Consider the following 20,820-nt stretch of genomic DNA (forward strand, 5'->3'; position numbering starts at 1 on the left):
CCATGAATTGGGACCGTATCCGCAGCTTTCCTCGCAAGTACTTCTGGCAGGCGCCGAGGGCGCTTGTTCTGAAGCTGTCGCGCAATTCGGATGCGCGGATGAAGGCGCTTATCGGGGAGCGGTCGGTTGCGATTGTCGGCAATGCGCGCAGTCTGCTTTCCACCGATTATGGAGCGCGGATTGACGGCGAAGGCGTTGTGGTCAGGCTTAACAAAGGCTTCGTGCGGGATACGGTGGCGCAAGGAACGCGCACAGATATTGTATCGCTGTCGCCGGAAGTGAGCGCGGATGAGATTGCACAGCACTTTGACCCGTCTTTGATTTGCATGCTGACGCCGAAGTTGCGTCATTTGCATCTGACGCGGGCGGATCAGCTTCGCAAGGTGGTGTTTTACCCCTTCCGGTTTTGGCAGGCGGATCGCGGGCTTATCGGGCGGCGGCCGTCATCCGGCTTCATGATGATCAGCTGGCTGTTGCGCCTAGGGCTTGAGGGGCGGATCACGCTCTATGGTTTCGATTTCGGCGCGACAGAGACCTATTACAATCCGGCGGGCTATCAAACGCCGCATGATTTTGCCGCCGAGGGGCGGATCATCGAGGGCTGGGAGGCCGAGGGGCGTTTGACGATTGTGCGGGCGTGAGGCGTTGCGGAACTTGGCGCGTTGGTGCCGGTGCAGAGCCGCGCGCGGCAGCCATGCGCGCCAACCCGGTGTCGGTATTGAGGTTGTATCCTAGGATACATCAGTGTTTTGGGCGGACCGCTTTAGCGTTTGCGCTCTTTGCGGCGGGCCTTGCGGGCGCGGTTCCATTCGCGCAGGCGTTGGTAGCGTTCGTCCCCGACCAGACCGTGCAGCCAATCGCCCAGCTTCTTGCCCAAGGCGCGTTTGCGCGCGACCTTGGCTGCGGCGGCCTTGCCACGGGTGACAAGTTCGGCAGGCGGTTCGCCGGTGACGGCGGCGGTTTTGATCATGCCCCATGTGGGGTGTGCGGCGTAGTCGATATCGGGTTCGACCACGGTTGTGACGCAAAGCTCGAAACCGGTGGTTTGGGCAAAAAGATCGACCGCCTCTTTCACCAGTGGCCAGTCGGTATGGTAGTCATCACCGGCGATTAGCCCGCCGGGTTTGACCTTGCGTGCCCAGTGCCAAATGGTTTCGCCGCCTTCCTGACCCGAGTGGGCGTAGCCGTCGATATAGATGAAATCGAGGCTCTCGTCGTCGAACAGGTCGTAGGCTTCGGCAAAGCTCATCCGCAGGAGTTTGTAGGGGGCGAGTAGGCCGACGTGGCGCAGGGCGCTTTTGTATTGGGTGACGTCATGGGTGTCGGCATACATGTCGACGCCGAAGAAGGTGGAGAACCGCCCGCTTTCGACCATGCGTTTGGAATAGCCGCCGCCCGCCACGCCGAGTTCGACGCCGACGAGGCCGGTGCGGTCGCCCAGAAGCTGGAGGATATCGTGACGCCGCGCGTCATTGAGTTCACGCATCGGACAGATCGCTCCATTTCAGTTGCTGGTTGCGGGTGACGGCGGTTGTCAGGGTTTTGCCGACGACCTTATCAAACTCATACCCCGGAATCTCGCCCGAGCCGGGGCGGCGGGCCCAGATGTCTTGCTCGCGGATGGTGTGGCCAGCGGGCAGGTCGGCGTCGGCCACCACGGAGGCGCGGGCGAAGGCGTAGACGTCTTCTTCGGGGCCGGTGCGTTTCTTGTCGTTGTTCGCGGCGACCCAGATTTCGCGGGAACGGTCGATCAGCAGGCGCAGTTCGGCCGGGTCCATCGAACAGGAAATATCCGGCCCCTTGCGATAGCGGGTGTCGGTGTAGTGACGTTCGAGGATCGACGCACCAAGCGCGACGGAGGCCAGCGCCATTTCCGGGCCGATGGAATGGTCAGAGAAGCCGACGACCGCATTCGGGAACGCTTGTTTTAGCTCGGTTACGCCTTTTAGAGACACAATTTCAGCCGGAGACGGGTAAAGGTTGGTGCATTCCAGAAGCGCGTAATCGCAGCCCGCCTCGTCCAGAATAGCGACCGAGGCGCGCATCGTGTCGATGGTTTGCATACCGGTGGACATGATGACCGGCTTGCCCTTGCGCGCGATGTGGCGGATCAGCGGCAGGTTGTCGGCCTCGCCCGAGCCGATTTTATAGGCGGGCACGTCGAGGGTTTCGAGAAAATCGGCAGCGGCGCGCGAGAAGGGGGTAGAGATCCAGATCATCCCGAGCTCTTCGCTGTAACGCTTCAGCTCGGCCTCGTCCTCGAGCGAGAGGGCGCATTGTTTCATCACGTCCCAGATTGACACATCCGCATTGGGCGGGAAGATCTGTTTCGCCTCGTCGGTCATTTCGTCTTCGACGATGTGGGTCTGGTGTTTGACCATCTCGCAGCCCGAAAGCGCGGCGAGGCGGACCATCTCCTTGGCTACGGAAAGGTCGCCGCCGTGGTTGATGCCGATTTCGGCGATGACGAGGGGGGATGGGCAGGGCCAATCTCGCGGTGGGCGATTTTCATGTATCAAGCTCCTTGGGTTGCGGGGCGGCTTGGGGGATTTCTTTCCAGCGGTTATGGATCCAGAACCATTGGCCCATGTGCTGACGCACTTGCTGTTCCAGAGAATCGTTCAGCGCCTGGGTCATCTGTTCGGCGGTGGTGTGGTCAATCGGTGCTTCGAGCACCGCGCGGAAGCTGAGGCCGTCGGGTTGGCGGATGGCATAGCAGGGCACCACGGTGGCGTTATATTTCAACGCAAGCTCGGCAAAGGACAGCGCGGTATAGGCGGTTTCGCCAAAGAACTGCAGCGGCACGCCGTTGTTGAGGCGTTGGTCAATGAGAACCGCGAGAGTGCCGCCGCCTTTTAAAAAGCGCATCATTTCGGCCATGCCGCGACGGCCCCGCGAGAACAGCGGTTTGCCGACCTTGGAGATGTTGTCGACATAGATGTCATTGAACTGGCGGATGTTCATCGGGCGATAGATGCCGCCGACGGAAAAGCCGCGATTGATCACGCCAGCGCGGACCACATCGTAGTTGCCGAAATGACCCGAGACGAGGATCGAGGGGCGACCCTCGGCGCGGGCTTGCTCTAAGGCGGCGAGGCCGGGCCCTTCGAGCGGGGTGTTATGCGCCACGGTGAGGAAATCATCGGGCGAGAACAACTCGGCCATGGTGCGGCCGAAATTGTCCGGCACGGCGCGTTGGATGCGGTGGATGTCGGCATCGGCGGTTTCGGGGGCGACAAGGCGGATATTGTCGGCGATGCGTTTGCGCCAGCCGATCAGCGGTGCGACAACACGCGAGAGCATCCAACCGGCGAAAGGCACGCGCCGTTTATAGGGCAGGCGATACATCAGCCAGAGCACGCTCTTGATAAGGGCGAATTGCAAGCGGTCCTTGGTGCCGCGTGATGTGGTGCTGGTCTTGCTCATGCGCTGTTATATCGCGCAAATCGGCAGGGTGGGGAAGGGGCGAAAACCCAAGGCGCGAGATGCGCGGTCAGTTGCGCAGCTTGACCTTCACCGGCTCAGACGCCCAGCCATCTACGCTGCATCGCGCGCGGATCTGGATTTCTTGGATGCCATCGGGGAGCATGACGTTGATCAGCGACCGGGTGAACGGCTGTTCATCAACATGCGGATGCAGCAGTTTGCGAAAGGCGAGTTTCTTGCCTTTGCTGTCGAGCACTTCCCAGCCGTCGGCGTAATGGTCCCACCCCGTGTCAGGGTGGCTGAGGGTGACGTCGATGCGCCAGCCCATCCCGACGCGATGGGCTTTGACCTCTTCGATCACCGGCGGATCGGCGCGCAGGGGCGCGGCAAGGGATGCGGTCAGCAGGCCAATGAGGGCGAGTGTTTTGAGCAGGCGTTTGATCATGCGGGTTCTATAGCAACAGAAGGGGGTGGGCGATAACTCAACTCTTCGTGCGGGCGCGTGAGGTGAGGCAAAAGAGCATCATCGAGAGTTGAGGCTTGCCCTTTTGCGAAATTGGTTATATTTTTTTACCAATCCTGAGAGGAGCCATTGTCATGGAGATGCCCCAACCCGATCCCGGTATTCTGGCCAAGAAGCCGACGCTCGTGGAGCGATTACTGCGGGTTTTGCCGAAAGACGCGGTGATACATGAATTGGCAGAGACGCGGGCCTATGAGTGTGACGCGCTGACGGCGTATCGCTGTCCGCCGATGGCGGCTGTGTTGCCGTCGTCCACGCAGGAAGTGTCGGACGTTTTGCGGATTTGCAACGAGTTGGGCGTTCCGGTGGTGCCGCGCGGGGCGGGCACATCGCTTGCCGGGGGGGCTTTGCCGACGGCGGATTGTTTGATTCTGGGCGTGGCGCGGATGAACGAGGTTCTGGAGACCGATTACGACAATCGCATCATCCGGGTGCAGACCGGGCGGACGAACCTGAGCGTATCGGGGGCCGTCGAGGAAGAAGATTTCTTTTACGCGCCGGACCCGTCGAGCCAGCTTGCCTGTGCCATTGCCGGCAATATCGCGATGAATTCAGGCGGGGCGCATTGTTTGAAATACGGCGTCACCACCAACAATTTGTTGGGCGTCACCATGGTGATGATGGATGGCGAAGTGGTTGAGATCGGCGGCGCGCATCTGGATGCTGGCGGGTATGACTTGCTGGGTCTGATTTGCGGGTCCGAGGGGCAATTGGGCGTTGTCACGGAAGCAACGCTGCGCATTTTGCGCAAGCCCGAGGGGGCGCGGCCCGTGTTGATGGGGTTTGACAGCAACGAGGTCGCCGGGGCGTGCGTGTCGGATATTATCAAGGCCGGGGTTTTGCCGGTGGCGATTGAGTTCATGGACCGGCCTTGCATTCGCGCGACCGAAGCGTTTGCCCATGCCGGATACCCCGATTGCGAGGCCTTGCTGATTGTTGAAGTCGAAGGCAGCGAGGCCGAGATCGACGAGCAGCTTGCGCTGATCCTTGAAATTGCGCGGCGGCATAATCCGGTGGAGTTACGTGAGAGCGGCAGTGCCGAGGAAAGCGCCAAGATATGGCTGGGACGCAAGAGCGCCTTTGGTGCGATGGGGCAGATCAACGATTACATGTGTCTTGATGGCACGATCCCGGTGAGCCAGTTGCCGTTTGTGTTGCGCCGTATTGCCGAGATGAGCCGCGACTACGGGCTGGATGTGGGCAATGTGTTTCATGCGGGGGATGGCAATATGCATCCGCTGATCCTGTTTGATGCCAATAAGCCCGGTGATCTTGAGCGGTGTGAGGCGCTGGGTGCGGATATCCTTCGGCTTTGTGTTGAGGTGGGGGGATGTTTGACTGGTGAGCATGGTGTGGGGATTGAAAAGCGTGATCTGATGGTCAGTCAATTTGCGCCCGATGATTTGGATATTCAGATGGCGGTGAAGGATGTCTTCGATCCGGCGTGGTTGTTGAACCCGGCGAAGGTGTTTCCGTTGGAGGCGTCGGCGAAGCGGCGCGCGGCATGAGGTGCGGGCGTCGGTGCGCAGTGACAATTGCGGGTTAGACCTCGCAGGCAGGTTTGAGTGGGGGCCAGCCCCCACGCCCCCGGAGTATTTACAGCAAGATGAAAATGATGACGCCAGAAAATGAAACAGAGTTAAGTGAAGCCGTGCAGGGCGCAGCGGGGCCATTGCGGGTGGTTGGCGGCGGGACGCGACCGGTGGGGCATGACGTGGTTGGGGAGGTTCTGTCGACCTCGGGGATGAGCGGAATCGTGGATTATGAGCCGGGTGCGCTTACCCTTGTGGCGGGCGCGGGCACGCCGGTGCAGGAGATCGAGGCAGCTTTGGCCGCGGAAAAGCAGCGGTTGGCGTTTGAGCCGATGGACTATCGCGCGCTTATGGGCACCACGGGCACGCCGACGATTGGCGGCGTGGTGGCGGCGAATGTCAGCGGGCCGAGGCGGATTTCTGTCGGGGCGTGCCGCGATTTCCTGCTTGGGGTCAGGTTTGTTGACGGGACCGGCCGTGTTTTGAAAAACGGCGGGCGGGTGATGAAGAATGTCACCGGATATGACCTTGTGAAGTTGATGGCCGGGAGCCGCGGGACGTTAGGCGTGTTGAGTGAAGTGAGCCTCAAGGTGTTGCCGGTGCCGGAGACGGAGGCGACGTTGATCCTGCATGGACAGGAGGCGGGCGAGGCCGTAGCCGCGATGTCGGCGGCTTTGGGGTCGCCCTATGAGGTGACGGGTGCCGCGTATTTGCCGCAGGTGGCGGGCGAAAGCCCGGATGTGATGTTGCGTCTTGAAGGGTTCGAAGCGTCAGTGGCCTACCGGCTGGGGGCGCTTGAGGCGGTGTTGAGCAGCTATGGTGATATGAGCGTGGTTCGCGGCGACGCGAGCCGTGAGGCGTGGAGCCGGGTGCGCGACGTGGAGATGTTTGCGGCTGGTGACGGGGATGTTTGGCGCATTTCGCTAAAGCCGTCGGATGCGCCAGACATTTTGGAGCGTATGGGAGAAGATGTGCGCGTGCAGCTTGACTGGGGTGGTGGGCTGATCTGGGCGATGGGCACGGCGGGGCAAGATCTTAGGGCGCGGTTAGAGCCGTTTCGCGGCCATGCGACATTGATGCGGGCGAGCGCGCAGACGCGGGGCGCGATTGCAGTGTTTCAACCGGAACCTGCGCCGCTTGGTAAGATTTCTCAAGGTTTGCGCGATAAGTTCGACCCGCGGGGGATTCTGAACCCCGGTTTGATGGGGCGTCTGCTATGACACTTGGGATTGCGTATGTTGTTTTCGTGCTGATTGGGCCGGTGATTTTTCTGGCGCTGATCCGGCCTATGCCGACGCGGCGGCGGTTTGCGCTGGGCGTGGGGTCGGCGTTGATGTTGGTGATCGCGGCGTGGGTCTTGCAGGGGAGTGAGGCGGGCATGGCGGTGCAGTTTGCGCGGCTTGGCTGTATCTGGCTGGGTTGGATCGTGACGATTGCGATGGTGGTTCAGGCGCTCGCGTTGCGGCGCGGCGGGGGCCGGCAGAGAAAATGGAACGCAGCACTGGGCGCGGCGGCAACGGTGATGCCGTGGTTCGGATTGACGCTTGCGATATCGGCGGCAGGATAGATGCAGACACATTTTACCGAAGAGCAGTTGAAGGACGCCGGGACGCAGCGTGCGAACGAGATTTTGCGCGCCTGTGTGCATTGCGGGTTTTGCACGGCGACCTGTCCGACCTATCAGGTGTTGGGCGACGAGCTGGACAGCCCGAGGGGGCGGATTTACCAGATCAAGGATATGCTGGAAAACGAGCGGGTGCCGGACGAAAAAACGGTGCTGCATATTGACCGCTGTCTGAGCTGTTTGGCCTGTATGACGACCTGCCCATCCGGCGTGCATTACATGCATCTGGTGGATCACGCGCGGGCCTATATCGAGGATAATTACAAGCGCCCCTTCATGGATCGCGCTTTGCGCTGGGTGTTGGCGCGGATCTTGCCTTATCCGGGGCGATTTAGGCTGGCTCTGCTTGGGGCGAAGATTGGCAAACCGTTTGCTTTTGCCATGCCGGACAAGCGGCTCAAGGCGATGTTGCAGATGGCACCCAAGAGCATTCCGCCGGTGAGCCGCAATGATGATCCGCAGAGCTTTGCCCCCAAAGGCGAGAAGCGAATGCGTGTGGCGTTGATGACGGGTTGTGCGCAAAAGGCGTTGGATACCGATATCAACGACGCCACGATCCGCCTGTTGCGGCGGTTGGGCTGTGAGGTGGTTGTGGCCAAGGGTGCGGGCTGTTGCGGGGCGTTGACGCACCACATGGGCAAAGAAGTCGAGAGCCATGCCACCGCCGCGAAAAACATCGACGCGTGGAGCGCGGAAATGGCGGGTGAGGGGTTGGATGCGATTGTCATCAACACCAGCGGTTGTGGCACCACGGTCAAGGATTACGGCCATATGTTTCGCACCACTGACCGCGCCGAACAGGCCGCAAAAGTGGCCGGTATTGCGATGGATGTGAGCGAGATTTTGATGAAGCTCGACCTACCCGAGGGGGCGGCGAAAGGTGTGAAGGTGGCCTATCACGCGGCGTGTTCATTGCAACATGGGCAGCAGATCAAGACGCACCCCAAGACGCTTCTTAAGCGGGCGGGATTTGAGGTGGTGGAGCCTGCGGATAGCCATTTGTGCTGTGGCTCGGCCGGGACATACAACCTGATGCAGCCAGAGATTTCGGGGCAATTGAAAGAGCGCAAGGTTAAAACGCTGATGGCCAAGGCGCCGGACATAATCGCGGCGGGCAATATCGGCTGTATGGTGCAGATCGGCTCGGGCACGGATGTGCCGGTGGTGCATACGGTTGAATTGCTTGATTGGGCCACGGGCGGGCCGAAGCCGAGGAAGTTGGCTGAGCAATACTGAAATTTTGCCGCATTATTGACAAACCTGCTATCTAGGCCGGAGCGAATACCTGCTTTTCGGGAGTCATAATGCTGCGCTTGTTTGTTACTGCTATTGTTGTCGCGCTGGTTGGAACCGCGCAGGCGCAGGATACCGGGTTGAAACGGCTTGATACCGGCGAAGATGGTCGCGGTTGGGAAGCCGTTGGGCGTCTGGATATCGGTGGCAAGCGGTTCTGCACCGGGGCGATGATTGCGCCCAATCTGGTGCTGACGGCGGCGCATTGTCTTTATGACAAGGACAGCGGCAAGCGGATCAGCAATGAGCAGATCGAGTTTCTGGCTGGTTGGCGCAACGGGCGGGCCTCGGCCTATCGCTGGGTCAAGCGGGCGGTGGTTCACCCCGAGTATGAATATTCGAGCAACGTCGCCGCCGACCGGGTGCGCAACGATGTGGCGCTTTTGGAGCTGCACCACCCCATTCGCAACACGCAGGTCATTCCGTTTGCCACCGATCAGCGGCCCGCCAAGGGCGACAAGATCGGGGTGGTGTCCTATGCCAAGGACCGCTCAGAGGCGCCATCGCTTCAGGAGTTGTGCCGGGTGAAGGCGCGGCAATCAGGTGTGTTGATCATGAGTTGCGATGTTGATCTTGGCTCTAGCGGCGCGCCGGTGTTCAGCTTTGAGGGCGGCGAGCCAAAAATCGTTTCGGTGGTGTCCGCCATGGCAGAGGTTGGCGGCGAACGGGTGTCGCTTGGCACGCAATTGCAGGAGCCTTTGCGGTTGCTTAGAGCCGAATTGGCGGCGGGCAATGGTGTGTTTGGCAACGACACACGGGCCAAAGGAAAGCGGATCGTTGTCGGGACGCGGAGCAATTCGGGCGCGAAGTTTATCAAGCCATGAAGCGAGCGGTTCATAGGGATGTCGCCGCCGGTTTGGTATTGGCCGGGATGGTCAACATGATTGGCGCGGCGGCCTGGGCCAACAGTGGGTTGAAACGGCTGGATGATCGCAGCGAATTGCTAGGCTGGGAGGCCGTTGGCAAGGTTCAGATCGGCGGTTCGGGGTTTTGCACCGGCGTTTTGATTGCGACCGATCTTGTGCTGACGGCAGCGCATTGCGTGTATGACCGACAGAGCGGAAAAGCGCGGGACGCCGGGGTTTTCACCTTTCGGGCGGGGTGGCGCGATGGCAAGGCGATTGCAGAACGCGAGGTGATCGCGATTGCGGCGCACCCCGGCTATGATCCGGCACAGCCGCCGTCGCCCGAGCAAATCCGCGCCGATGCGGCGTTGTTGAAGTTGAAGCAGCCTATACCGGCGGCTGTGGCCAGCCCGTTTGCATTGCATTCAGGCGCGCGGACCGGCGCGCGGGTGAGCGTTGTGTCTTATGGGCGGGGCCGAGAATCGGCTCTGTCATGGCAGCGCGACTGCGGGCTTTTAGGGCGGCGTCAGGGATTGATGGCGTTTGATTGCGATGTGACCTTTGGATCGTCTGGTGCGCCTGTTTTCGTGCGCGAAGGATCGCGGGCGCGTATTTTGTCGCTGATCTCGACCGGGGGCGCGGTGAGCCGGGGCAAGGTGTTGGCCTATGGCATGGAGCTGCCGATGGTGGTGCGCGAGTTGAAGCGCGGGCTGAGGGCAGCAGGGCCAGCTATTGGGAACACCGGTGCAAAAATACGGCGGCTGCAAGTGGGCCAGAAAAGCGGCGAACGCCGCCAGATCGGGGCGCGTTTCATCAAGCCCTAAGGTCTTGAAAACGGTTTCGACCCTTCCCAAATTATCGGTGTTGGGGTGCCAAATTGGGCCCCGATGTACTGATGGTCTGTCCCTTTGGGGAAGGCCGAAACCTTGGTATCGCTCAATGGAGGATGACCCATGCGTAACTATGATTTTACCCCGCTTTATCGTGCCACCGTCGGTTTTGACCAGATCGCCGACATGTTTGACCGCGTGCTGTCCGGTGATGTGGCGCAAAACAGCTACCCCCCGTATAACATCGAAAAAACCGCTGATGATGCGTATCGAATCTCGATCGCTGTGGCGGGGTTTTCGGACGCTGACCTGTCGGTTGACGTGAAAGAAGGCGCGCTGCTTGTTTCCGCTCGCAAGGCGGATGAGGGCGAGGAGCGCACGTTCCTGCATCGCGGCATTGCGACCCGCGCGTTTGAGCGCCGGTTCCAGCTTGCCGATCATGTGCGGGTGACAGGCGCGACCCATACAGATGGGATGCTGCATATCGACCTTGTGCGCGAAGTTCCCGAGGCGTTGAAGCCGCGCCGGATCGAGATTGCGAAGGCCGCCAGCATCGAGAAAGACGTGGTTGAGGCAAAGACCGTCAACTAAGCGCAACGCTGAATTTTGATGCAAACGGCCCGCGAGGAGACTCGCGGGCCGTTTCTGTTTGTGCTGTCGGGGGTGGGTGGTGGGGTGAAACCCCACCCTACATCAGCGCGACAGGCTGGCGGCGAGGCGCATCAGGCGGACCGCTTCGGCGCGGTAGCCGAACGGGTCGTCCCCAGTAGAGGCGGCGGCCAGAGCGATGGCGTCGTTATAGGTCCAGCCATTCGAGTAGCTGCTGTTTTTCAACAACTCACCAAAGCCCGCGATAGCCGTGGCAAAGCGGATGTCGCCATTGAGCTCGCCCATGCCCGGCAGGATCGGGGTTTCGATCAGTTGGCTTTCAGACGCGCCCGGTTCCTTGTAGCGCAGTTTGAGGAAGCCAAGTTCGGCCGAGGGTTTGGCGACACCTTCGACGGTGGTGGTGCCATAGCGCAAGGGATCCGTCAGCTGTGCAGGCGAGCCGGTCGGGGTGATCTCGTAAATTGCCGTGACCGAGTGGCCCGCGCCGATGTCGCCGGCGTCAACCTTGTCGTTGTTGAAATCCTCGCGTTTGAGGGCGCGGGTTTCATAGCCGATCAACCGGTATTCCGAGATTTGCGCCGGGTTGAATTCGACCTGAATTTTCACATCATTGGCGATTGGGAAAAGCGCGCCCGAGAATTGATCGACAAGCACTTTCTGTGCTTCGGAGAGGGTGTCGATATAGCTGGCTTGGCCGTTGCCGTTTTGGGCGAGCGCCTGCATCGTGGCATCGTTGAGATTGCCGCGACCAAAGCCCATGACCGAGAGATAAGTGCCGCTGTCGCGTTTCTTGGCAATGTAGTCTTTGAGCGCGTCGGGATTGGACAGGCCAACATTGAAGTCGCCATCGGTGGCGAGGATCACGCGGGTGACTTCGCCTTCGGCGGCCATGCCTTCGGCAACGGCATAGGCCTGTTGCAGGCCGGCCTGTCCGGCAGTGGAGCCACCGGCACGCAAGTTATCGAGAGCGGCGAGGATTTTGGCGCGTTCGCTGGCCGGGGTCGGGGCGAGCACCTGTCCGGCGGAGCCAGCGTAGGTGACGATTGACACCTGATCGTTTTCAGTCAGGCGCGGCAACATCAGAGCGAGGCTTTGCTTGAGCAGCGGCAGCTTGTTGGCGTTGTTCATCGAGCCGGACGTGTCGATCAAAAAGACGAGGTTCAGCGGTGGGCGGTTTTCGACCTCGGCCTGCTGCCCCTGAATGGCGATATGGACGAGGTTTGTGCCGCTGTTCCACGGTGTCGGGGTGACCGTGACGGTGGGTTTGAAGGGGGCTTCATCCGCGGCGGGTGCAGGGTAGTTATAGGGGAAATAGTTGAGCATTTCCTCGATCCGCACGGCGTTTGCAGGGGGCAGTTGCCCCGCGCTGATCGACGAGCGGATCACGGCGTAAGATGCGGTGTCGACATCAATCGAGAAGGTCGAGACGGGCTCTTGGGCTGTGATCTTCAAAGGGTTTTGATCGGCTTCTGGGAAGGCTTCTGTATTTGCGACCGGAGGGGGGCGATACGGTCAGCCGGGGCCGGAGCGGGTGCCGCGATGCCCGACGCGGGCGCGGGCTTTTGAGCGAGCGAGCCTATGGCGTAGCCATCTGTTAGTGCGCGGAGTTCACGACTCTTGGGCGCGGCGGGTTTGATGCCGCTCTGGTTGCTTGGGGCCGTGGTGGTGGAGGCGGGCGCGGCGGCGCCACCGGTAGGTTGGCCTCCAAGCTGGGGCGCGGGTTCGGCTGCGATGACAGGCGCGGGGGCTTTGTCGGCAGAGTTGGCGCCGAGTGCCTCTTTCTTGCGCGTGGTCTCGGCGGGGGCTTCGGACGTGATCGCCGGTGTTTGTTTGCGGGTATCGTCGCCATCCTTGTGTGCCGTGACGGGCGTGCCCTCGCCCCGGTTCAAGAGGTCAGGCAGGGGGCGGTCGGTGAGTTGCGGCAGGGCGATAACAAGGCCGAAAGCGACCAATGCGGTTGTGGCGGTCAAGGCGCCTTTGGTTGTGAGATTGGAAAACATCTTGGCTACTCCTCTGAAAAGTCCCGTTTTGGGACGGTCAGAGGTTTGACGCGCGGCATTGGCGGTTTCTTGGTGGCGGGCGAAATTTTTCTGAGCGAGCGCGATATGCTCGGCCCGTTTTTGCGGGTCGGGCGTGGGGGTGGCCGCGTTCAGTTGGGTCTTTAGGTCGTCAAGGTCATCGTCTGTCATGACTGATCCTCGCTCTCGCGCAGGGTGCGCAGGTGTTTCTTGGCTTGTGAGATGCGCCAGCTGATTGTGCCTTCGGACACGCCCAGAATTTCGGCGGTTTCGGCGTGGGTGCGTTCGTCGAGAACCAGCGCAAGGGTATCGCGCAGGTCGGCAGGCAAGGCGCGCATTGCCGTGGTGAGCCAGTCGGTGGCTTCGGCTTCTTCTTCTACAGCGGCGCGGCGGTTCAGCTCCCAATCGCCCCAGCCGTCGGCGTGGCGGGCATGGGTGGCGGCGCGGCGGCGGCGGTCGTGTGCCGCGTTCACCGTCACCCGCCAGAGCCAGGTTGTGAACCTTGCTGATCCGCGAAACCCGGCAAGTTTGGCCGGGAGGGCGGCGCAGATGTCTTGGGTCAGGTCTTCGGCCTCGGCGCGGGCGCCGGTGAGACGGAAGGCAAGGCGGAACAGCCCATCGTAGTGACGTTCAATCAACGCGGAAAACGCCGCAGCGTCGCCATTGGCGGCTGCAAAGGCAAGGTTTTCATCGCTTGTTCCCATACGCATCACGTATCTATGACGCAGGCGCCCGGTCAATCCTTGGTCTCTAAAATTATCTTTTTTGATTTACTCGGTTTTAAGGCCGAGGCGTTATCGCTTTTGGGTGAAGCGCGCGTATTCAAAATGGTTGGGTCATTGTGGACCGGTTGGGTCACTGTGGGCCAAAACAGAGAGGGACGGCTGATGGATGGATCGCCGAAATTGGATGATCGGGTCGAGATCGTCTTTGCGCATCGTGACGAGATCGCCGAGGTGTTTTATTCGAAACTTTTTGTGGTGCTGCCGGAGGTGCAGACCTATTTGTTTCCAGATTTTGAGAAGCAGAAAAAGATGTTTGCGATGATGGTCACGATGTTGGCCAGATCCATCGAAGATACAAATGGGCTTGAGGAATACGCCGCTCAATTGGCGGCGGTGCACAGTCGGTTTGACATAACGCCGGAGCAGTTTCTTGTTGGCGGGGCCGTGCTTAAAACCTCGATCTCCGAAGTTTTGGGCAGCGCCATCACCTTGCGTGACCGGATAGATCTGAACCGGGCGGCGGACCGGATTATCACTGCGATGAAGTCAAAATAGCCTTTGGTGCGAGTATGAAAAACGCCCGGCAGAATGTCTGCCGGGCGTTGGAAGCTGGCCTTTTGGTGGGCCATTGCTGTGCTGGTGGTTAGACCGCCATGCAAATGTATTTCATTTCGAGGAAGTCATCGAGGCCGTGGTGGCTGCCTTCGCGGCCAAGGCCGGATTGCTTGACGCCACCGAAGGGCGCAACCTCGGTCGAGATGATGCCGGTGTTGATGCCGACGATGCCGTATTCCAGTGCTTCGGCCACTTTGTAAACGCGGCTGAGATCCTTGGCGTAGAAATAGCTGGCGAGACCGAAGATTGTATCATTCGCCATGGCGATGACTTCGTCTTCGTCCTCGAATTTGAACAGCGGGGCCATAGGGCCGAATGTTTCGTCCTGTGCGACCTGCATGTCTTGGGTGACGCCGGTGACAATCGTTGGCTGAAAGAAGGTGCCACCGAGATTGTGCTGGCTTCCGCCGAAGGCCACTTTGGCACCTTTGGAGACGGCGTCGTCAATATGTTCGCGCACTTTGTCGACCGCGTCGCCATTGATCAGCGGACCGAAGGCGGTGTCTTCTTCGAGGCCGTCACCGACCTTCATATCGGCGAGTTTGGCGCTGAGGCGTTTGGCGAATTCATCGTAGACGCCGGACTGAACATAGATGCGGTTGGCGCAGACGCAGGTTTGGCCGTTGTTGCGGAATTTGCACATGATTGCACCGTCAACGGCGTCATCAAGATCGGCGTCATCGAACACGATGAAGGGGGCGTTGCCGCCGAGTTCCATCGAACATTTCATCACCTGATCAGCGGCCTGACGCAGCAGGATGCGCCCGACTTCGGTGGAGCCGGTGAAGGTGAGCTTGCGCACGATCGGGTTTTCGCAGAACTCCTTGCCCACTTCGGAGGAGCGGGAAGACGGCAGGATCGAGAGCACGCCGGCGGGGATGCCCGCGCGGGTTGCCAGCTCACCCAGAACCAGCGCCGAAAGCGGCGTTTCGGCGGCGGGGCGGGCAACCATGGCACAGCCAGCGGCGAGCGCCGGGCCGACCTTGCGGGTGATCATCGCGTTGGGGAAGTTCCAAGGCGTGATCGAGGCGCAAACGCCGATTGGTTGCTTGATAACGGTGATGCGTTTGTCAGGCTGGTGGCCGGGGATCGTCTCGCCGTAGACGCGCTTGGCTTCCTCGGCGAAAAATTCGATGAAGGACGCGCCATAGGCGATTTCGCCACGCGATTCCGCCAGCGGTTTGCCCATTTCAGCGGTGAGGATCTTGGCCAGATCCTCTTGGTGTTGCATCATCAGGTCGAACCAGCGGCGCAGGATCGCGGCGCGTTCCTTGCCGGTCAGCTTTGCCCATTCTTTCTGCGCCACTTCGGCTTTGGCGACGGCGTCGGCCACCTGTGCGCGGCTGAGGTCGGCGACTGAGGTGATCACGTCGCCGCGCGCCGGGTTGATGACATCAAAGGTGGCTCCGCTTTCTCCGTCGACCCACTCACCGGCGATGTAGGCTTTGGTGCAAAGCAGGGAAGGATCATCGAGCAAGTCTTTGAGATTGGTGGTGGTATCTAGCATGGCGAACCTCGGCTTTTTGATGCGGTGTTATTGAATTCTTCTCGCCAAGGGAAAGCACCCGAGGGTAGGATTGTCTAGGGCCAGATTGGGAGAAAGCGACATGGAACTGGATGATGCATATGCCAATGGGGCGTATATTTCGGGGGCGGAGGCGTTCCCGGCGATGTGGCTTGAGGCGGCTCAGGGGTTTGCGAATGTGCAAAGCGCGGCGGACCGGTTTCGGGCGGGATTGCCCTATGGGCGCGGTGCGCGGGAGCGGTTTGATCTGGTGCTGCCAGAGGGGCGCGCGCGGGGCCTCGTGATGTTTGTGCATGGGGGGTATTGGCTTAAATTCGACAGAAGCTATTGGACGCATCTGGCGGCCGGGGCGCAGGCGCGGGGGTGGGCAGTGGCGATGCCGAGTTATGATTTATGCCCCTCCGTGCGGATCAGCGAGATCACGCGGCAGATCGCGGCGGCGGTGCAGGTGAGCGCGGCGATGGTCGAAGGGCCGATCGTGCTGACCGGGCATTCGGCTGGTGGGCATCTGGTGGCGCGGATGTTGGAGCCGGGGATGTTGGAGCCGTCGGTGGCGGAGCGGTTGCAGAAGGTGGTGCCGATCTCTCCGGTGGCGGATTTGCGCCCGTTGCTGCGCACGTCGATGGCGGCAGAGTTGCGGCTGGATCAGGCGGAGGCGAAGGCGGAGAGCCCGGTGCTGATGCAGGAGCGGTTGGACGTGCCGGTGACGGCGTGGGTTGGGGGCGACGAGCGGCCTGCTTTTATTGAACAGGCGCAGTGGCTTGCCGAGGCGTGGGGCTGTGGATGTGTGGTGGCAGAGGGGCGGCACCATTTCGATGTGATTGAGCCGTTGGAGATTGGCGATAGCGATCTGGTTGAGGCGTTGGTGGGGTAGGCACCGGCGTTGCGGTTATGAGGTGGGGGTTGGCCAGATTTGATGCGCACCTTTGGTGCGACACGCACAGGCTTAAGTGGGGGCCAGCCAGATTTGATGCGCACCTCCGGTGCGACACACACAGTTTAGAGTGGGGGCCAGCCCCCACACGCTGGAATAAGTGGGGGCCAGCCCCCACGCCCCCGGGATATTTCCAGTCAGATGAAGGGGTCAGAGAGCGGACCAACAGGGCACGATGTCTGTCTTGGCCGGGGTGGCGTGGTAGACCGCGCGGGCGATGGCGCGGGCCATGACGATGGAGGCGGCGTGGCCGAGGGTGAGCGTGTCTGCGAGGGGCGCGTCCAGTGGTTTTGCGCCGGTGGACGCCGCGAAGATCGCATCGCCATCCATAGGGGTATGGGCTGGGAAAAGGGCGCGGGCGTAGCCGTCATGGGCGGCGGTGGCGAGGCGGGTGCATTGGGCCTGCGTGAGAGCGGCGTCGGTGGCGATGATGCCAATGGTGGTGTTGCTATGCTGGCCGAGCTTGCTGGGTGAGGCGTGCGGTTCTGGGTAGGTGGTGGCAGGGCCGAGGCCGCCGAATTCGTCACCTTGCTCGAAGGGGGCGGCCCAGAAGTGCCGCGTGTTGCCAACGGTGGCCGAGCCGAGCGCGTTGACCGCGACGAGCGCGCCGATGGTGTGGCCGGAGGGCAGGACCACGGAGGCAGAGCCGAGGCCGCCTTTGAGGTTGACCGTTCCGGCGCCGGTGCCGGCGCCGAAGCTGCCGAGGTCGAAGTCGGTGGCGGCGGCGGCAAGCGCCTGTTTTCCCAAAGTTTTGTAGGGGTTTTCGGGCCAGTCCTTGTTGCCGCCATTGGCGAGATCGAACAGAATTGCGCCGGGCACGATGGGCACGATGGCCCCGCCGCCTGCTGGGAAGCCGCGCCCCACAGCGCGCAGGGCGTCGGCGACGCCGGAGCAGGCATCAAGCCCAAAGGAAGAGCCGCCCGACAGCACCAGCGCATCGACCTTTTCGACCAGTTTGTCAGGCGCGAGCAGGTCGGTTTCGCGGGTGCCGGGAGCGCCACCCATGACGTTGACTCCGCAGGTTAACGATTCGTTACCCAAGAGAACGGTGCATCCCGTCTTGATGGTCGCGTCAGACGCATTGCCAACCGTTAATCCGGGGACGTCTGTTATGAGATTTCGGAAACCTAGTTTGGCCTGCATGATGATCTTTCCATGATTTGTTTAAATCTATCTTGCCAGAACGAGCGGGATGGGCAAGGAAGGAACGAAGGCCCGGAGCGATGGCGTCGCTCTGTATATGTGATGGGTCTTTGTCCCAACAGTCCTGAACGCCGGGATCTTCTTTGAGCCAAGGAGGTCAAAATGACTGCACGCCCTGAATTCTATCGGTTTCACAATGGCGAGAAAGCCCGGCTTCAATTTGCCGAGACGGAGTATGCCAAGCGCATCAAACTGCTGCGGCGGAGTATGGACGACATGGGGGTGGGCGCGGCTGTGTTCACCTCGATGCATTGCATCTCGTATTATTCGGGCTTCACCTATTGTTCGTTCGGGCGGCCCTATGGGTTGGTTGTGACCGAGGATGAATGTGTCACCATCAGCGCAGGCATTGATGCGGGGCAGCCGTGGCGGCGCTGTTATGGCGACAATATCACCTATACCGACTGGCAACGTGACAACTTCTGGCGTGCGATTTTGAGCGTGACGGGGGAGGGGCAGGTGATCGGCTATGAGGCGGATCATCTGACGCTGGCGTTGCGTGACAAGCTTGAGGATTTTCTGAAACCCGTGGCGATGATGGATATGGCCCCGGCGGCGATGCGCCAGCGGTTGATGAAATCCAAGGCCGAGATTGCGTTGATCCGCGAGGGGGCAAGGGTGGCCGATGTGGGCGGCTATGCCATTCGAGAGGCTGTAAAAGAAGGGGTTCGCGAGATTGACGTGGCCATGGCCGGGCGCGATGCGATGGAGGTGGAGATTGCGCGGGCGTTTCCCGATGCGGAGTATCGCGACACATGGGTTTGGTTTCAGAGCGGGCTTAACACTGACGGGGCACATAACCCGGTGACGGGGCGGGTTTTGCAGCGGGGGGATATTCTTTCGCTCAATACGTTTCCGATGATTTCGGGCTATTACACCGCGTTGGAGCGCACGATGTTTGTGGGCGAGGTGGATGACGCCTCGCTGGCGATCTGGGAGGCCAATGTGGCGGCGCATGAATATGGTATGAGCCTGCTGAAACCCGGCGTGAGCTGTGCCGAGGTGACCCATGCGATCAACGGTTTTTTCGAGGAGCGGGATCTGCTGCAATATCGCACGTTCGGGTATGGGCATTCCTTTGGCGTGCTGAGCCATTATTACGGGCGCGAGGCGGGGTTGGAGCTGCGCGAGGATGTCGACACGGTGTTGCATCCCGGCATGGTGATTTCGATGGAGCCGATGTTGACCGTTCCGCAGGGGCAGGCGGGCGCCGGGGGGTACCGCGAGCATGATATTCTGATCATCAAGGATGATGGGAATGAGAACATCACCGGCTATCCCTATGGCCCGGCGTTCAACGTGGTTGCATGAGTGGAACGCATAGGTCGGTGGGGTAAGGATTAACCTTTGTGCTATGAAAAAGGGGGTGACTCCCGGCTGACATTCGGCTGACTCCCGGCTGCCGGGTTTTGGGCGGGGGGCGTTAATCTTGAGTTAAATGGTGGTTAAGAGGGGGGTGTGGTGGGGCGCCCGGAACAAGGCCGAAGGCCGCCGGGCCATCGTCAGCCCCTCCCTCGGGCTGACGATTGGGTTGAGTTCGTGAGCGATGGTTACTGTGGGAAGACGGAGCTGGCATAAAGCGCCTTGAAACCGATGTTGGATCGTCATCCCGGGGCTGACGATGGCCCGGCTATCCGCTAGGTGTCGGGCCGGTCACCGGTGTTTGGATGATGTTTGGGAACAGTTAACTGGCTTTCTGCGGAAAACTCTTGCTGGTAAAAATTGCCTTGGAGCCTGCGTTTGAACGACTTGCCGGGGCTGACGATGGCCCGGCTTGGGGCTGCCTTGGCATTGTGCCATCGCTCGCTTTGGCGGGTGAATGGCACCCCCGCCGCGCCCTTTCCCCCTTCCCTTTGGCCTGTGCATTTGCAACACTTTGCGCAAATTGAGGGAATGGTGGATGTAAATCGGATTAACACTCCCCATATCCATCCCAACGTATTGACGAGAAAGGTGTAATGAATGGCAAATTTTGAAGCGCAGGTAATGGAATCGCAAAAGCAGGTGGCAGAGGCGCAAAGCAAGATTGCCGAACTGACCAGCCGGATCGAAACCGCGCGGCAAAAGATGAAAAGCGGCGATGACATTGCGATTGATATCGAGAATGCCTCGTTGGACGATGTTCATGCCCATACCGATTTGATGAATGCCAACATTGCCGAGCTTATCATGGGGCTGGATGATGTGACGTCGGCGTTTTCCAAAGACTTTGACGAAATGCGCAGCAAAACCGGTTGGGAAAGCTTTGTCGGCATCTTTTCCTCGGCCAAGGCGGACAGCATGCGCGAGGAGCGGATGCGCGGGGCGTCGATTGACGACAAGTTGCAGGATCTGATTTCCAAGTCGGACGTGATCACCAAGCTGTTGCAGAACCAGCTGGATGTTTTGAACACCCAGAAGACGCAGGTGGAAACCAACCTGTCAGAAACGCTGGACGAGCGGGAAGTGACCGTGGGCGAGTTGGAAAGCGTGCGGGCCGAGATTTTTGCGATGGACCCCAAGATCATCGAGCTGGAAAACAAGATTTCGGTGGAGCAGGACGCGGCGGCGCGCACCAAGCTGGAGACCGAGCTGGCCGAGTTGAACGCGAAATACAACGAGATGGTTCAGGACGAGCAAGTGAAGCTGTCCAAGAGCCAAACGCTGGAGCGGTATATCGAGAAGGGCAAGACTTGGATCGACTCGTTGCAGAACCAAGCGGCGACGCAGATGGTTTTGATCAACAAGCTGCAGACGGACACCAAGCAGCGGGTTGTTCTGTATGACGCTTTGACCAAATCGCTCAAGACTGCGCAGCAGCAGGATGTGGCGCATAGGATCAACGAGATCGGGGTCGAGACGGACAAGGAAGCGCAGGCGTCGATGGCGGCGATTGGCACGGCGACCAACCAGCGGATGGCCGACATGATGGAAGCGCATGAGGGCCATATGGTGTTCGCGCGCGAGGTTCTGGAACAGAAGGCCAAGGCGGACGAACGCTTTGCCCGCCGGTTCGCCCAGATTGTCGAGAAGCACGACAAGAACCTTTACGGGGAATGATTGAGCGCATGCGTATGACCGCGGCCACCGCCCGGTGTGAAAGGCCGGGCCGCGCCTGCCTGCCCCCGGCAGGCGCTTT

At 60.5% G+C, this 20,820-nt stretch carries 19 protein-coding genes and 2 pseudogenes; 12 read left to right on the forward strand and 9 right to left on the reverse strand.

Annotated elements, in window-relative coordinates; translation table 11 throughout:
* Nucleotides 1-2: 2 nt before the first annotated feature.
* Nucleotides 3-641 (forward strand): glycosyltransferase family 29 protein, encoded by a 639-nt coding sequence (locus N4R57_21695; protein UYV37506.1) that lies wholly within the window; start codon nucleotides 3-5, stop codon nucleotides 639-641.
* Between the two features lie 122 nt (nucleotides 642-763).
* On the opposite strand, the gene N4R57_21700 is transcribed toward N4R57_21695, so the two are convergent.
* The 4 genes and pseudogenes from N4R57_21700 to N4R57_21715 all read right to left on the reverse strand — a co-directional run bounded on the left by N4R57_21700 (nucleotide 764) and on the right by N4R57_21715 (nucleotide 3,871).
* A complete protein-coding gene (locus tag N4R57_21700; protein ID UYV37507.1) occupies nucleotides 764-1,486 on the reverse strand; it encodes a class I SAM-dependent methyltransferase in 723 nt (240 codons plus the stop codon).
* A pseudogene (locus N4R57_21705) lies at nucleotides 1,479-2,512 on the reverse strand (N-acetylneuraminate synthase family protein). The gene N4R57_21700 and the pseudogene N4R57_21705 overlap by 8 nt, the downstream one beginning before the upstream one ends.
* A complete protein-coding gene (locus N4R57_21710) occupies nucleotides 2,509-3,426 on the reverse strand; it encodes a lysophospholipid acyltransferase family protein (GenBank protein UYV37508.1) in 918 nt (305 codons plus the stop codon). The pseudogene N4R57_21705 and the gene N4R57_21710 overlap by 4 nt, the downstream one beginning before the upstream one ends.
* Before the next feature lie 67 nt (nucleotides 3,427-3,493).
* Complete coding sequence (locus N4R57_21715; protein UYV37509.1) at nucleotides 3,494-3,871, reverse strand: hypothetical protein; 378 nt, start codon at nucleotides 3,869-3,871, stop codon at nucleotides 3,494-3,496.
* A gap of 152 nt (nucleotides 3,872-4,023) precedes the next feature.
* On the opposite strand from N4R57_21715, the gene N4R57_21720 reads away from it, so the two are divergent.
* From N4R57_21720 to N4R57_21750, 7 genes are all read left to right on the forward strand, one after another.
* Nucleotides 4,024-5,457, forward strand: coding sequence for an FAD-binding protein (locus N4R57_21720; protein UYV37510.1), 1,434 nt, complete (start codon nucleotides 4,024-4,026; stop codon nucleotides 5,455-5,457).
* A gap of 107 nt (nucleotides 5,458-5,564) precedes the next feature.
* Nucleotides 5,565-6,701, forward strand: a complete 1,137-nt coding sequence (gene glcE, locus N4R57_21725; GenBank protein UYV39645.1) for a glycolate oxidase subunit GlcE — start codon at nucleotides 5,565-5,567, stop codon at nucleotides 6,699-6,701.
* Nucleotides 6,698-7,048, forward strand: a complete 351-nt coding sequence (locus N4R57_21730) for a hypothetical protein (GenBank protein UYV37511.1) — start codon at nucleotides 6,698-6,700, stop codon at nucleotides 7,046-7,048. The genes glcE and N4R57_21730 overlap by 4 nt, the downstream gene beginning before the upstream one ends.
* Nucleotides 7,049-8,341, forward strand: coding sequence for a glycolate oxidase subunit GlcF (gene glcF / locus N4R57_21735; GenBank protein UYV37512.1), 1,293 nt, complete (start codon nucleotides 7,049-7,051; stop codon nucleotides 8,339-8,341).
* Between the two features lie 68 nt (nucleotides 8,342-8,409).
* Nucleotides 8,410-9,222, forward strand: coding sequence for a trypsin-like serine protease (locus tag N4R57_21740; protein UYV37513.1), 813 nt, complete (start codon nucleotides 8,410-8,412; stop codon nucleotides 9,220-9,222).
* Nucleotides 9,219-10,067 (forward strand): trypsin-like serine protease, encoded by an 849-nt coding sequence (locus N4R57_21745; protein UYV37514.1) that lies wholly within the window; start codon nucleotides 9,219-9,221, stop codon nucleotides 10,065-10,067. The genes N4R57_21740 and N4R57_21745 overlap by 4 nt, the downstream gene beginning before the upstream one ends.
* A 129-nt stretch (nucleotides 10,068-10,196) precedes the next feature.
* Nucleotides 10,197-10,664, forward strand: coding sequence for an Hsp20 family protein (locus N4R57_21750; GenBank protein UYV37515.1), 468 nt, complete (start codon nucleotides 10,197-10,199; stop codon nucleotides 10,662-10,664).
* 102 nt (nucleotides 10,665-10,766) lie between these two features.
* Here N4R57_21750 and N4R57_21755 read toward each other — a convergent pair.
* From N4R57_21755 to N4R57_21765, 3 genes and pseudogenes are all read right to left on the reverse strand, one after another.
* Nucleotides 10,767-12,170, reverse strand: a pseudogene (locus N4R57_21755) (VWA domain-containing protein).
* Nucleotides 12,131-12,871 carry a hypothetical protein gene (locus tag N4R57_21760; GenBank protein UYV37516.1) on the reverse strand — a complete coding sequence of 247 codons (741 nt, stop codon included), beginning with the start codon at nucleotides 12,869-12,871 and terminating at the stop codon, nucleotides 12,131-12,133. Before N4R57_21760 ends, N4R57_21755 begins: the two are co-directional and overlap by 40 nt.
* Nucleotides 12,868-13,404, reverse strand: a complete 537-nt coding sequence (locus tag N4R57_21765; protein UYV39646.1) for a sigma-70 family RNA polymerase sigma factor — start codon at nucleotides 13,402-13,404, stop codon at nucleotides 12,868-12,870. Before N4R57_21765 ends, N4R57_21760 begins: the two co-directional genes overlap by 4 nt.
* 183 nt (nucleotides 13,405-13,587) lie before the next feature.
* Between N4R57_21765 and N4R57_21770 the strand changes: the two genes are divergently transcribed.
* On the forward strand, nucleotides 13,588-13,980 hold the full coding sequence (locus tag N4R57_21770) for a globin domain-containing protein (GenBank protein ID UYV37517.1): 393 nt from the start codon (nucleotides 13,588-13,590) through the stop codon (nucleotides 13,978-13,980).
* 88 nt (nucleotides 13,981-14,068) lie between these two features.
* Here the strand turns inward: N4R57_21770 and N4R57_21775 are convergent, their stop codons facing one another.
* Nucleotides 14,069-15,547, reverse strand: coding sequence for an NAD-dependent succinate-semialdehyde dehydrogenase (locus N4R57_21775; GenBank protein ID UYV37518.1), 1,479 nt, complete (start codon nucleotides 15,545-15,547; stop codon nucleotides 14,069-14,071).
* A gap of 100 nt (nucleotides 15,548-15,647) precedes the next feature.
* Here N4R57_21775 and N4R57_21780 point away from each other — a divergent pair, with 100 nt between their 5' ends.
* Nucleotides 15,648-16,439, forward strand: a complete 792-nt coding sequence (locus tag N4R57_21780; GenBank protein ID UYV37519.1) for an alpha/beta hydrolase — start codon at nucleotides 15,648-15,650, stop codon at nucleotides 16,437-16,439.
* Nucleotides 16,440-16,649: 210 nt separating this feature from the next.
* Here N4R57_21780 and N4R57_21785 read toward each other — a convergent pair whose 3' ends face one another.
* Entirely contained in the window at nucleotides 16,650-17,642 is a 993-nt protein-coding gene (locus N4R57_21785) for a P1 family peptidase (protein ID UYV37520.1), read from the reverse strand.
* Nucleotides 17,643-17,804: 162 nt separating this feature from the next.
* On the opposite strand from N4R57_21785, the gene N4R57_21790 reads away from it, so the two are divergent.
* Nucleotides 17,805-19,013 (forward strand): aminopeptidase P family protein, encoded by a 1,209-nt coding sequence (locus N4R57_21790; protein UYV37521.1) that lies wholly within the window; start codon nucleotides 17,805-17,807, stop codon nucleotides 19,011-19,013.
* 651 nt (nucleotides 19,014-19,664) lie between these two features.
* The gene (locus tag N4R57_21795) at nucleotides 19,665-20,741 is read left to right on the forward strand and encodes a hypothetical protein (protein UYV37522.1); all 1,077 of its coding nucleotides are present in this window, start codon (nucleotides 19,665-19,667) and stop codon (nucleotides 20,739-20,741) included.
* The last annotated feature ends 79 nt before the right edge of the window (nucleotides 20,742-20,820 follow it).

Source organism: Rhodobacteraceae bacterium D3-12 (assembly GCA_025916135.1).
In the GTDB taxonomy this organism is placed as follows: Bacteria; Pseudomonadota; Alphaproteobacteria; order Rhodobacterales; family Rhodobacteraceae; genus JAKGBX01.